Origin of the sequence: Crocinitomix algicola, from assembly GCF_001661595.2 — a bacterium.
Lineage (GTDB): Bacteria > Bacteroidota > Bacteroidia > Flavobacteriales_D > Crocinitomicaceae > Crocinitomix > Crocinitomix algicola.
In genome coordinates this window covers 95,497-108,515 of sequence record NZ_LYPF02000012.1, presented here as the reverse complement: position 1 = coordinate 108,515, position 13,019 = coordinate 95,497, and the positions used below count along the sequence as shown (strand labels likewise).

At 34.5% G+C, this 13,019-nt stretch carries 17 protein-coding genes; 13 read left to right on the top strand and 4 right to left on the bottom strand.

Translation table 11 applies throughout. From position 1 onward, the window contains the following. The 3 genes from A8143_RS07285 to A8143_RS07275 form a co-directional block, all read right to left on the bottom strand. Positions 1 to 1,392 carry a proprotein convertase P-domain-containing protein gene (locus tag A8143_RS07285; protein ID WP_066757788.1) on the bottom strand — a complete coding sequence of 464 codons (1,392 nt, stop codon included), beginning with the start codon at positions 1,390 to 1,392 and terminating at the stop codon, positions 1 to 3. Continuing rightward, the gene (locus A8143_RS07280) at positions 1,389 to 1,679 is read right to left on the bottom strand and encodes a hypothetical protein (protein WP_066757787.1); all 291 of its coding nucleotides are present in this window, start codon (positions 1,677 to 1,679) and stop codon (positions 1,389 to 1,391) included. Before A8143_RS07280 ends, A8143_RS07285 begins: the two co-directional genes overlap by 4 nt. Positions 1,680 to 1,822: 143 nt before the next feature. Then, complete coding sequence (locus tag A8143_RS07275; RefSeq protein WP_066757785.1) at positions 1,823 to 2,569, bottom strand: DUF4197 domain-containing protein; 747 nt, start codon at positions 2,567 to 2,569, stop codon at positions 1,823 to 1,825. 80 nt (positions 2,570 to 2,649) lie between these two features. Here A8143_RS07275 and A8143_RS07270 point away from each other — a divergent pair, with 80 nt between their 5' ends. The 9 genes from A8143_RS07270 to A8143_RS07235 all read left to right on the top strand — a co-directional run bounded on the left by A8143_RS07270 (position 2,650) and on the right by A8143_RS07235 (position 9,236). Then, the gene (locus tag A8143_RS07270) at positions 2,650 to 3,897 is read left to right on the top strand and encodes a CinA family nicotinamide mononucleotide deamidase-related protein (RefSeq protein ID WP_066757782.1); all 1,248 of its coding nucleotides are present in this window, start codon (positions 2,650 to 2,652) and stop codon (positions 3,895 to 3,897) included. Positions 3,898 to 4,023: 126 nt separating this feature from the next. After that, positions 4,024 to 4,260: a 50S ribosomal protein L28 gene (gene rpmB / locus A8143_RS07265; protein ID WP_066757780.1), complete on the top strand. Its 237-nt coding sequence runs from the start codon at positions 4,024 to 4,026 to the stop codon at positions 4,258 to 4,260. A gap of 21 nt (positions 4,261 to 4,281) precedes the next feature. Then, positions 4,282 to 4,470, top strand: a complete 189-nt coding sequence (gene rpmG / locus A8143_RS07260; RefSeq protein WP_066757777.1) for a 50S ribosomal protein L33 — start codon at positions 4,282 to 4,284, stop codon at positions 4,468 to 4,470. 67 nt (positions 4,471 to 4,537) lie between these two features. After that, entirely contained in the window at positions 4,538 to 4,693 is a 156-nt protein-coding gene (locus A8143_RS16580; protein ID WP_083261270.1) for a DUF4295 domain-containing protein, read from the top strand. A gap of 68 nt (positions 4,694 to 4,761) precedes the next feature. Then, entirely contained in the window at positions 4,762 to 5,715 is a 954-nt protein-coding gene (gene ftsY, locus A8143_RS07255) for a signal recognition particle-docking protein FtsY (RefSeq protein WP_066758157.1), read from the top strand. Positions 5,716 to 5,719: 4 nt separating this feature from the next. Then, on the top strand, positions 5,720 to 6,109 hold the full coding sequence (locus A8143_RS07250; protein WP_139134295.1) for a hypothetical protein: 390 nt from the start codon (positions 5,720 to 5,722) through the stop codon (positions 6,107 to 6,109). Beyond that, positions 6,106 to 7,419, top strand: coding sequence for a 30S ribosomal protein S12 methylthiotransferase RimO (rimO, locus tag A8143_RS07245; RefSeq protein ID WP_066757768.1), 1,314 nt, complete (start codon positions 6,106 to 6,108; stop codon positions 7,417 to 7,419). Before A8143_RS07250 ends, rimO begins: the two co-directional genes overlap by 4 nt. A gap of 129 nt (positions 7,420 to 7,548) precedes the next feature. Further along, entirely contained in the window at positions 7,549 to 8,625 is a 1,077-nt protein-coding gene (locus tag A8143_RS07240) for an acyltransferase family protein (RefSeq protein WP_066757763.1), read from the top strand. A gap of 38 nt (positions 8,626 to 8,663) precedes the next feature. Then, on the top strand, positions 8,664 to 9,236 hold the full coding sequence (locus A8143_RS07235) for a sugar O-acetyltransferase (protein ID WP_066757758.1): 573 nt from the start codon (positions 8,664 to 8,666) through the stop codon (positions 9,234 to 9,236). Positions 9,237 to 9,256: 20 nt separating this feature from the next. Here the strand turns inward: A8143_RS07235 and A8143_RS07230 are convergent, their stop codons facing one another. Then, positions 9,257 to 10,132: a winged helix-turn-helix domain-containing protein gene (locus tag A8143_RS07230; protein WP_066757754.1), complete on the bottom strand. Its 876-nt coding sequence runs from the start codon at positions 10,130 to 10,132 to the stop codon at positions 9,257 to 9,259. A gap of 113 nt (positions 10,133 to 10,245) precedes the next feature. On the opposite strand from A8143_RS07230, the gene A8143_RS07225 reads away from it, so the two are divergent. From A8143_RS07225 to A8143_RS07210, 4 genes are all read left to right on the top strand, one after another. Continuing rightward, on the top strand, positions 10,246 to 11,151 hold the full coding sequence (locus tag A8143_RS07225; protein ID WP_066757752.1) for a hypothetical protein: 906 nt from the start codon (positions 10,246 to 10,248) through the stop codon (positions 11,149 to 11,151). A gap of 93 nt (positions 11,152 to 11,244) precedes the next feature. Then, complete coding sequence (locus A8143_RS07220; protein WP_066757749.1) at positions 11,245 to 11,616, top strand: VOC family protein; 372 nt, start codon at positions 11,245 to 11,247, stop codon at positions 11,614 to 11,616. Between the two features lie 23 nt (positions 11,617 to 11,639). Next, positions 11,640 to 12,203 (top strand): Crp/Fnr family transcriptional regulator, encoded by a 564-nt coding sequence (locus A8143_RS07215; protein ID WP_066757743.1) that lies wholly within the window; start codon positions 11,640 to 11,642, stop codon positions 12,201 to 12,203. A 52-nt stretch (positions 12,204 to 12,255) separates the two neighbouring features. Next, entirely contained in the window at positions 12,256 to 12,936 is a 681-nt protein-coding gene (locus tag A8143_RS07210) for an MBL fold metallo-hydrolase (RefSeq protein ID WP_066757741.1), read from the top strand. Positions 12,937 to 13,019: the final 83 nt, after the last annotated feature.

Sequence of the window (13,019 nt, the reverse complement as noted above, 5' to 3'; positions counted from 1 at the left end):
CTATTGGCTCATAACTTTTCGTTGTGAGCCATCTTGATAAATCTCAACTTTAATTCCATTATAGGATTCATCAACCTCATCCCCCATCAGGTTAATGATTTTGATTATTCTATTCTCATCATTCCCTTCATTCAAGTGTACCGAAATGGTTTTAACGGGGAGTTTATTCCCGTCTTTATCCGTTTGATTTAAACGATAGTAATTTAAACCTGGTGCTGGGTTATAATCAACAGTTTGATAAGATCTTTCAGAAGAAGATTCTCCTGCAGCACTAACTGTAGTGAGATACTGCCATGACTTGGCATCCCCACTCCATTCCACTTCATAATAATCAGTATTTAGTTCCGAAGCCGTTAACCATTCTAACGCTACTACTCCATTCTCTTCTTCCGCTTCAAAACTCAATAACTCTAATGGCAACAAAGCGCAATCAAAACTCCCGCCTCCCATGAGGGTCCAGCTCAAATCATACGTTGAACCGTCAGCGGTATAATTATCAATAACAATTAAATAAATATCTAATTCCGTAGCAGTGATCGCGTTGACCCAACCATCACCAAATTCGTCTTCTGTTTCGTCAACTGCTCCAAAAGTTAAACCTGTATTACCAGTAGCTCCAGCATATGAACATCTTAATGGGGCGACAGGAGGAGGACAAGTTATTTCCGTTAAAGGACCCCAAATCGCAAAATCATAATCGACCAAAGTCTCAATCGTAAAAGCATAATCTCCATCACTAGCGGCTTGAAAGTAATACCAAGAAGACTCATTTTCTCCATCCAAACAACCATCATTGCCTGCGTTTAAATCTCTAAAATTCCCCGAACCACTGCTATTACCTTCGAGCGTAACATCTGAACAAATTGTCTCACCACCTCCGCAATCTTCTAGCGTTGCAGCAGGACAAGGCGGACTTGCTCCAAAATGAAGGCTCCACTCGTTTAAAATACCCAAGAACCCAGCTCGATCATCATAGATGTATAACGTCCAAATTCCATCCGCATCTTGGTAATTATTAATTAAATCAATATCCGTTTCTGGTATATAATCCCCTGTAAATGGAGCTGAACCATCTACGATATTAGTTGCCGCATCCATTTTAAAACAAGTAGATGTATAATGATCTTCTGCTCCACCATTATCTGAAGACAATTCAAATACACGCCCAAGAGGATCTTGTAAGTATATTTCAACATCTGCTGCTCGAAAATGAGTGATATCTACACAAACTTCTGTCAAACCAAAATCGCAATCAACCTCTCCAATTCCTGTAACCGAAATAGAACTTGAAACTGTAGTCAAATCCAAAATTGTAATTACGGGTAAAGCAGTAAACAATTGACCAAAAACAAATTGAGGAATTAATCCAATCATTAAAACACATCTCTTCATTGGCTGCTAGTTTTAGTAACTCCACCCTGAACCGTTAAACCAATCGATTCAAAGTCTGCCATCATTTCTTCAACCTCAAAATCAAGATGTGTCTTAATCCTAAATTGATCTAGGTCATCCTGAAAATATACAGTTTTGACCCCTAATAAATCCCTTATCTGACCAATTTTAATTTTTGCGTGACCAGGATCTGTGACCAGTTGGATTTTAAAAGAATAAGTAAAGGTTTGTCCAAATAATTGGCCGCCACCTATACTAATCGCTATTGCGAGGATTAGTTTGAACATATAAAAAGAGTTTGGTTAACAGACTCAATTTACAACAAAAACAAATTCATTCCCAATCATTTAGACAAAACAAGATTGAAATCAGCTTAAACAAGCAAAAATCTCGACAAAACACATAAACAACTGGTAAACAAGCTTTAAAACTACTTTAACGAACCAAATACTTTTTGTAAAATATCGGTTACTCTCGCAGCTGGGTTTAAGCGAATTTTTTTCTCCTCTTCTTTGATTAAATAAAAAAGTCCATCAATCCCTTTCATGGTTACGTAATCATCTAAATCGGTATTTACCTCTTCCATTTTATTAGAAAATTGTGCAACTTTATTATAGGCTCCTGCTACTGGACTCCAATATTGTGTCAATTGTACCTTTTCTACAGCATTATGTACAACAGGTTTAAATTCGGTTTTTAATGCTTCTGTGGTATTTTTTTGAAGATACATCGTTGCAGCAGAATCAGAACCTTTTAAAATTTCAAATCCATCAGCAATCGACATATTGGTTATTGCATCTATAAAAATTGGTGTTGCCTTTTTTGACGCTTCCTCCGCTGCACGGTTAAACGATGTCTCAATCTCGTCAACTTTTCCTGAAAACCCGTTTTTATTTGCCCAATCTTTTAATCGAACTGCATCCTCTGGCCAAGGAATAAATATTTTAGGATTTTTATAAAAACCATCCATCTTCGAAGCTGATTCCGCTCCTTTTTCTATTCCTATTTTAAGCGCTTCTTTTAAGCCTTTTATTACCTCTTCATTGGTTAGTGCATTACTCGCTCCTTCAGAAGTACTAGTACCATTAACTACCTCGTTTGCAACCTCCTCAAGTACATCACAACTGCCAGCAAACAATACCGCGGATAAACTAAGTGCAATTCCTATCTTTTTCATTTTTTCCTTTCTTATATTTGTTCAAAAATAATTAAATATTCCTTTTACGTCAAAAGGTGTATCGCTTTAATAAGAACAAAATGGATGCCATTATAATAACCATTGGAGACGAAATTCTAGTTGGTCAAACTGTAGATACTAATTCAGCCCATATTGCTAGAAAAATTAATGAATTGGGAATACAAATAAAGGAGATCATTAGTATTTCTGACACTGCAGATCATATTACTTCAGCTGTTGATTCCAAAATTGGCAACTGTGATTTCCTATTTTTAACCGGAGGTTTGGGTCCAACAAATGATGACATTACCAAGAAAGTCTTGACACAATATTTTGATGATGACCTTGTTTTGTATCCTGAGGTCCTTGAACGAATAGAGAACTTTTTTCAACAATTTAACAAACCGTTTTTAGAGGTTAACCGCTTACAAGCAATGCTGCCTAAAAATGCCAAAATTATTCCCAATGATCTTGGGACAGCAAGTGGGATGTGGTTTAAAAAAGGTCGGACAAATGTGCTTTCAATGCCCGGTGTACCCTATGAAATGAAAGGATTACTCGATAAATTTTTGGAGCAAGTAAAAGAAAAATACCCGATTGGAAATTTTTATCATCGTACTTTACAAATCATAGGAATTGGGGAAAGTTATTGGGCGGAAACGATAAAAGATTGGGAAACAAAGAATCTTAAGGAAGGAATTTCGGTTTCATATTTACCTACGGTAGGAACATTAAAGTTAAGGTTAACTGGACGATTAGATCAAAAGTCGTTTATCGATCAAAATATGGATGAATTGTATCAAGCTCATCCAAATTACGTGTTGGGAGAAGAATTCTCTACAATTGAATCCGTGTTAGGTGAAATTTTGGTTGCCCAAAATCAAACAATTGGAACTGTGGAGAGTTGCACAGGAGGTAGCATTGCGAAAAGAATTGTTTCAATGTCGGGGTCATCTGAATTTTACAGCGGTTCCATTATTTCTTATACAAATGAACTTAAGTCGCAATTAGTCGGTGTACCTGAGCAAATTATTAAAACTAACGGTGCCGTTTCGCAACCGGTTGTTGAAGAAATGGCAAAACATGGTAGACGTCATTTAAAAGTCGATTATTGCATCAGTGTTTCTGGAATTGCAGGACCTACTGGAGGAAGTGATGAAAAACCTGTGGGAACGGTATGGGTGGGATTAGCTGGTCCTGATTTCGTGCAATCAAAAAAATTCAACTTTGGTCACAACAGAGAGCGAAATATTGAAGCCACAACAATTAGTGCTTTAAACTTTCTTCGCCTCCGATTAATCGATAAAAAAAAAGAGGCATTGACCTAAAAAAAAGTTGCAAAAAAGAAGGTTAAAAAAAATATCGAATTATTTTTGCATTTTATTTGTTAAACCAGAAAAAAGTTAGTTACTTTGCACTCCATTTTTGGAAAGAGCGCATTTAAAATATACGAAATGTCAAAAGTTTGTCAATTAACAGGAAAGAAGGTTATTAGTGGAAACAACGTATCTCACTCTAAGAGAAGAACGAAAAGAAAATTCTACCCTAACCTTATCACAAAGAAATTTTACATCCCAGAAGAGGATCGTCATATCACATTGAAGATTAGTACTTCTTCATTGAGAACAATTAATAAAATTGGTATCTCGGCAGCGATCAAAAGAGCGAAAGCGAAAGGGTATTTAAAATAATCTTTTTAAAAGAATTTAGTAATGGCTAAGAAAGGTAAAGGAAATAGAATTCAAGTAATTCTTGAGTGCACAGAGCACAAAGAGTCTGGTATGGCGGGTACATCTAGATATGTAACTACTAAGAACAGAAAAAATACGCCAGAAAGAATGGAGTTGAAAAAATACAACCCAATCTTAAGAAGAATGACTGTTCATAAAGAAATTAAGTAAGAAATTAAGAACAAAGAGTAAGAACTGAAAGCATCGCTTTCTAATCTGCATCTAAAATCAACAAGACATGGCTAAGAAGACAGTAGCATCATTACAAACTGGAGGTGGTAAAGAGCACACTAAGTGTATCAAAATGGTGAAAAACGAAGTAACCGGATCTTACAACTTCAAGACTGAAATTGTACACAATGATATGGTGAAGGATTGGTTTGACAAAAACTAATTCTCAAAAAATAATGTAATTGTATGGCTTCTTCCTTCATTTGGGAGAAGCTTTTCTTATATTTGAGTATGGGTATATTTGATTTTTTCTCGAAAGATAAAAAAGAAAGTCTTGATAAAGGATTAGAAAAGACAAAACAAAGTTTTTTATCGAAACTGACACGAACAGTTGTTGGTAAATCACGAGTAGATGATGAAGTTCTGGATGAGTTGGAAGAAGTCCTGATCACTTCAGATGTAGGTGTTGAAACTACGCTAAAAATAATTGAACGAATTGAAGCCCGTGTTGCACGTGACAAATACGTAGGAACCGATGAATTAAACTCCATCCTTAAAACAGAAATTGCAAGTTTATTGGAGGAAAATAACACGAATGATTTACAAGAGTTTAGTGTTCCAGAAGTAAAAGACGGACCATATGTTATTATGGTTGTTGGTGTTAACGGTGTTGGTAAAACCACAACTATAGGCAAGTTAGCGAATCAATTTAAACAAGCGGGTAAAAAAGTGGTTTTAGGTGCTGCTGATACTTTTAGAGCTGCCGCTGTGGATCAATTAATTATTTGGTCAGAACGAGTTGGAGTCCCTATTGTACAGCAAGGAATGAATGCTGATCCAGCCTCCGTAGCATTTGATACTTTACAATCAGCTAAAGCTCAAGGTGCAGATGTTGTCATTATCGATACTGCCGGTCGTTTACATAACAAGGTGAATTTAATGAACGAGCTGACTAAAATAAAAAAGGTAATGAGTAAAATCATTCCTGACGCTCCGCATGAAATTCTTCTTGTACTCGATGGTTCAACCGGACAAAATGCCTTTGAACAAGCGAAACAATTTTCAATTGCAACTGAAATAAATGCGCTAGCAATTACAAAATTAGATGGTACAGCTAAAGGTGGTGTCGTAATTGGTATTTCTGATCAAATGAAAGTGCCAGTAAAGTATATTGGTGTCGGAGAAGGAATAGATGATTTGCAAGTATTTAATAAAGCGGCTTTTGTTGAAACTTTATTCAACTAAAACCATGCACCACATCTTTCTATTAACGGCTCTTTTATTGTCATTTTCGGTTAAAGGTCAAAATGGAACTAACGGGTGTGAAAATTATAAAACTGGAAATTTCTATGTTATAAACAATCAAGATACCTGTTTTATTGAAAGAAGAAAAAATCTCCAAATAGAAAAGTGCAATAACAGCGATATGTCGTATGAGTTTATCGTTATTTGGCTTAGCGACACGAAATACATCTTAAGAGATAGGGAATACAATCCAACGGATTCAAAGCGCGTGATGCGAAAAGATATAGTGATGTCAATTATAGAGAAAGGAGACGAGTTTCATGTTGTGCACATGAAATCAAAAGAAATTAAGAATAGAGAATTTAAAGTCTATTGTAATAAGGCTAGCCAATGAAGACAAAAACATTAAAAAAAAATAAAGTAAATGTTGTTACTTTAGGATGTTCGAAGAATATTTTCGATTCTGAAGTAATGATGGCTCAACTAAAAGCAAATAAATTTACAGTTGAACATGAAGCTCAACAAGATGATTCGGAAATTGTGATTATCAATACTTGTGGATTTATCGATAATGCCAAGCAAGAATCTATAGATACTATAATTCGCTACGCTGATGCTAAATCGGAAGGATTAGTAGAGAAGGTATATGTTACTGGTTGCTTGTCTGAGCGGTATAAAGAAGAACTGGCAACTGACATTCCTGAAATTGATGGGTATTTTGGTACACGCGAATTGCCTCGATTGTTGAAAACACTAAAAGCCGATTATAAAAAAGAATTGGTTGGAGAAAGATTACTTACAACGCCTTCTCACTACGCCTATTTTAAAATTGCCGAAGGTTGTGATCGACCATGTGCGTTTTGCGCAATTCCCCTTATGAGAGGTAAACATGTGTCAACACCAATTGATCAATTAGTCGATAACGCCAAATCATTAGCTGATCAAGGTGTTAAAGAATTAATGCTTATTGCTCAAGATTTGACCTATTATGGTTTAGATATTTATAAAAAACGTAATCTTGCCGAATTATTGGACAAACTAGCTGATGTCAACGGAATAGATTGGATTCGATTACACTATGCTTTCCCTTCAGGTTTTCCAATGGATGTTTTAGATGTGATGAAAGACCGTGAAAATGTATGCAATTATCTCGACATGCCTTTACAACATGGTTCCACAAACATGCTAAAAGCCATGAAACGTGGAATCACACGAGAAAAAACGGAAGATTTAATCTCTAAAATTCGAGAAAAAGTTCCAAATGTTGCTTTGAGAACAACTTTAATTTCTGGATTCCCAGGGGAGACAGATGCCGATTTTCAAGAAATGTATGATTGGGTCGAAAAATCTAGGTTTGAAAGATTAGGAATTTTTACCTACTCGCATGAGGAAAACACTTCTGCATACGCTTTAAATGATGATGTTCCTGCCGAATTGAAGCAAGAACGCGCGGATATCATAATGGATTTACAAGCTGGTATTTCGCATGAACTAAATCAAGCAAAAATTGGCAAAACATTTAAAGTTCTCTTTGATAAAGCAGAAGGCGATTATTTTATTGGTCGAACTGAATACGATTCTCCTGAAGTAGACAATGAGGTATTAGTAAAAATAAATGAAGCAAATCATGTAAGAATTGGTGATTTTGCAAATGTCAAGATTAATTCAGCTGATCATTATGATTTGTACGGAAATATTGTCTAGCGAATAGCGCTTTTTCTTATTTAAAGAATTTAGAATATACAATTAGTTTTTAATGAGTTGTAACTATCCTAATATAAAATTGACGCGTTTAACAAGGAATCAATATTAGTGGTAAAGGCCTTTTGAGTTATGAATCTTACTTACTACAAAAACTTGGATGGAGTTAGGGCTATAGCAGCTTTAATGGTAATGGTTTTTCATTTTTTTCAAGACATTCAACCCACGACCAAGTTGGTTGGTTTTCTCTCAAAAATTTCAATTTTTGGCCAAACCGGGGTTACACTTTTTTTTGTATTGTCTGGTTTTTTAATCACTCGGATTTTATTAGCTACAAAAAATACTGAAGGTTTTTTCAGAAACTTTTATTTACGGAGGACATTACGAATTTTTCCTCTTTATTATCTTTTTTTAGTCATTAGCTATTATTTCATTCCTTTTATTACGAATGCTGAAACCCCACCTTTTTCACAACAAATTTATTACTATACCTATCTACAAAACTTTGCAACAACGTTTGACTGGAACGCAATAGGACCTAAACATTTTTGGTCACTGGCCGTCGAAGAACATTTTTATTTGTTTTGGCCTCTGGTTGTCTACTTTGCAAGTCCAAAAAACTTATCCAAAATTATCCTAGCTATTGTTATTGGAGCAATGGCATTACGAGCATATATGTTTAGTGAGGGATTTGAAGTATTTTATTTTACTTTCACCCGATTCGATGCTCTTGCAATTGGTGCATATCTTGCAATACTGGAATTGAATAAAACATTTACTACCAAAAACTCGACGAAGTTCGGTATTTCATTAGCCCTCTTATTGATACCGACTATTATTATGTGGACATTTTTTACTGGAGAAGGTAATAACTACATTCAGGTATTTAAGTTCTTTCTTCTAGCAGGTATCTACTTTCTTGCAATTGGCTTACTCTTAAGCCTAAAAGAAAACAATTTAATTAACAAAACACTAAAAACCAGGTTCTTTTTATATACAGGAAAAATTAGTTATGGTTTGTACGTTTATCACCCACTTTGCTACATGATGTCGGGCAAATATTTTGATACAAATAATATAATTACTGATTTTATCGTTAGCGTAGTATTAACTTATATTGTTGCTGCTCTTAGTTTTCATTTATTTGAGTCATCTTTCTTAAAATTGAAGAAATTCTTTGAATACAATAAAGTCGAAAAAATTAAGTAGTCCTGTTTTATTCAAAATTCAATTTATAAAGCATAAAAGTGACTGAAAAAGAAAAAATGCTGGCTGGAGAGTTCTATGATTCAAGAGACCAAGAATTATTGAACATGTACCATAATGCAAGAAGTTTACTTAAAAAGTATAACCAACTTGATTCGGAATTATTAGAAGAGCGAAAGGTTTTACTAAACCTGCTTTTCGATAAAATAGGACAAAATGTTTGGATAGAATCCCCTTTCTTTTGCGACTATGGTGAAAACATCTCAATTGGTGAAAACACTTTTATTAACACCAATTGCATGTTTTTGGATAATAATAAAATTCAAATTGGTAAAAATGGGTTGATTGCACCATACGTACAAATATACACAGCCCAACATCCCATAAAAGCTAGTGATAGGTTAGTTAATCAAAATGGTTCTACTGCATACTTAACGCAGTCCTTACCGGTTACTATTGGAGATAATGTCTGGATAGGCGGAAATACTGTAATTTCGCCTGGCGTTACTATAGGAAATAACGTTACTATTGGCGCCGGTAGTGTTGTAACAAAAGATGTACCTAATAATGTGCTCGCATTTGGTAATCCTTGTAAAATAATTCGAACACTCTAAAAAGTCTAAGAAAACCCCAATTATTCTAGAACCAACCTGTATCCCACTCCTCTAATATTCAATATTTTTACATTAGACTCGGATTCTAATTTTTTTCTCAGCTTGGAGATGAATACGTCAAGCGTTCGCCCTACATAGTCTCCTTCATCATCCCAAATTTCTTTCAGCAATTTTTCGCGAGTAACGGTCTTATTTTTATTTTTGAAAAAGAGTAAAAGTAGTTCGCATTCTTTGCTTGACAAGTCGATATCCATTTTTCCATCTGAGAGCGTCATTGATGCCGGATTAAGAACAAATTTACCAAATTGAATTTCATCCTTTACGATTGCGTGTTTTCTTCGCCTTCTCCAACTATAAAAACCAATTCCAAGAAATAGTAACAAAACTAAAAATACCAGTTGGTGCACTCCACTTTCTTTTTGAGGCAAAGACATTACCTCATTTCCTGTTTCGTGGAATGTAAAAAATAAAGCATAACACCCTTTGTCCAAAATACGTCCTTTGCAGGGAGCCAAATTATCTTCTTTATTTGTACTTAACTTAAAATTATGCCAAGACCCAGCCACTTTGCATTTTTCTACTTCCACATTAATCTCTCCTTCAAATCCCACCTTTTCCATTACTTTATAAACCGTTTGAATCATTAAATCAGGTTGATATGAAAATTCATTTTGAAATTCCATTTTATAACGATTTTCGATTTTTTCAACCGGTAGAATTATAGTAGAATCATCCTTTGACTGCTTTAAATATTCATGGCCTATTGAGCGAACTAAAAGCTCATTATCTTGGATAGATCCATTCGCAAAAAAAAATACAAAACAAAACAAAAAAGAGAGTGATATCGGCAAGAGGATGTGCTTACTGTTCATGCTGTAAAAATAATTTGATTTCATATATTAAAAAAATCCAACCACTTAAATTACACTTGTTTTACATTAATTTACATTTGTTTATACCTTAATAATATCCATGCTCATAAATTCGAAGGAAACTTAATCATTCTATTATGAAAACTTTAACAACAAAATGTCTTGGATTAATTGCTTTCAATTTTCTATTTGCGTGTGGGCAAGAGACAGATAAAATTTCCATTAATCAAGAATTAGAAAAAGAGAAAATTGAAAAAAAAGAGGATAGAAAAAACCATCCTTATGGTGGCTGGTATTGTCCAGACAACTTAATGGGATTTCCGCCCGTGGATATTACGAATTGGCAAAATGTTCCTGTAATTGAGGGACGATTTCCTACAGAAGAAGAAGTTAAGACGGAGGCATCGCTAATATTAATCGATCAAAATAAATACCCAAATTCAAAAATCCTTCCCATTAAAACACCTCAATTAGCCACTTATGCCAGTCCTCACACTTATAGAGATGAAATTATTATCATTATTCAAGCCATCCAAATTGATACTGACTCAATTGTAGGTTTTAGATATTTAAATGGCGGTAATGGGAGCGCCCATCTCTCAGAAGTTAAATTCCTTAATCAAAATCAAATAAACGAAATACCGAAAGGCAATTTTGTTCAACATCAAATTACCATTAGTGCCAATCAAAAGCAGGTGTGGGACATTCTTACCAACAAGAATTTCAATACATCTTTAACAGAAAACATCCTATCCACCCAAGGAATATCACCAAATTGGCGTGAAAAGAAGAACGTTAACTTTATCTACCCTAATGCCGGGCAAAAAACAGCAGGTTATGGTGAGTTATTATTTGGATGCTACTACATCCAGAACGACTACTCAAATTTAAACTTTACCGAAAAATTTTTGTTAATTGAAGATCAAACTGCTGGGACAACTACATTACATATTGTTTGTGGTCCTTACCAAATTGATTTTAAGAATGAAGAGGAAAGAATTGTGCAGTGGGCAGAACAAGTTAAAACACTTAGTGAAAAATAGGGTTTAATCAACCTATTGCAGTAATCCAACCCAAAACAGCACCAAGTGGATTCCTTTTTCTTATATTCGTTATTCTAACTAAAAAGAAAATAAATGAAACTTGGTGCTTTTTCTATCTCATTAGCTGTAAAAGATATTCATGCGTCTAAGGCGTTTTATGAGAACTTTGGTTTTAAAGAGTTCCGTGGAAATATCGATCAAAAATGGTTGATTATGAAGAATGATACTGCTGTTATCGGATTATTCCAAGGGATGTTTGAATCTAATATTTTGACCTTTAATCCAGGTTGGGATGGTGATGCTCAGCCGCTAGAATCATTCACTGACATCAGGGAAATTCAAAAAATGTTAAAAGAAAAAGGAGTGCCGCTAATCAAAGAAGTCGAGAAAGAGACGACAGGTCCAGGGAGTCTTACCACTGTTGATCCTGATGGAAACCCCATTCTAATTGATCAGCATCGTTAAATTAATAATTCGCATATATTGATATGCTAGCCGATAATATTTTTTTAAGGCAATTTGGGTTTAATGAGCGGCAACGTTCAGAATTTTTGAAGTTATTCAAAGAAATAAAGTATAGAAAGAACACTCTAATTCTCCAACCACCTAAAATTGAGCGGAGCATAAAATTTGTGAAAAGTGGATGTTTACGAACTTTTTTACCTACGCCAACCCATGAAAGAAATATTAACTTTCATACGCAAGGAAATATTGTCATTGATATTGTTTCTTTTCAACATCATATTCCATCAAAACAATATCAACAGACGCTATCTGATTCAAGTTTATTGGTGCTAGATAAAAATGATCTAGAAAAATTTTTAAACGATAATGATATCGGCACAAATCTGATTCATGGCGTATTTGAAAATACTTTAGCTTGCTTGGAAGAAAAGCAGCGTGAAGCAATATCATTAACGACCGAAGAACATTATCTTCATTTAATCGATAAACACCCCGAATGGATAAAATTCATTCCGCAATACCATCTCGCATCATTTCTTGGTATCAGTCCAGAAACACTAAGTAGAATAAGAAAAAGGATTTCTTGATTTAAATCAATGGTCATACAATCGATTGAATTGAAATTTGCAGAAAAAAAACATGAATAAAATAGCAACGAATACTTTTCAAATTCCTTTGATGCCTCGCAACGCAATTAACATGTATTTAGCCGATGGATACGTCTTTGATGCGGGAATAAAAAAAAATAAAAATCGAATCATTAAAGCGTTAAATGGATATGAACTAAAGGCCCATGTACTTACCCATGCCCACCCAGACCATAATGGCGCAAGTAAAGCCATCTGCGAATATTTTAATGTCCCACTTTGGTGCGGTGAGAAAGATAAAGATCGTGCTGAAAGTGGTTATGTTACAGACGAATATCCAAATAATCAACATTGGCTTGCAAAATTGCAGAATAAGTACTGGGCAGGCGCAGGTTATAAAGTATCCAAAACTTTAAAAGAAGGAGACAAGGTAGGTTCATTCACCGTGATTGAAACACCCGGGCATACTAGCGGACACCTCTCCTTTTTTAATGAAAATGATGGTGTATTAATTGTTGGCGATGTTTTAACCAATATGAATTTATTAACAACAAGAGCAGGTTTACATCTTCCTCCAAATATTTTTACAGTAGACCCTGAACTTAATTTGAAATCCGTTAAAAAATTAATAGATCTGAATCCAAGAATATGGTGTTTTGGTCATGGTCCAACATTATTAAATACTGATAATCAAGTAGAAAAATTTCACAATAAGATGATTAAATCATTTTAGTCCACCAAGAATTATTAAAATTACATTTCTAAAAAAATGGTTTTTTACGTATCTTGAGAAATATAAACAAACCAACTACTTGA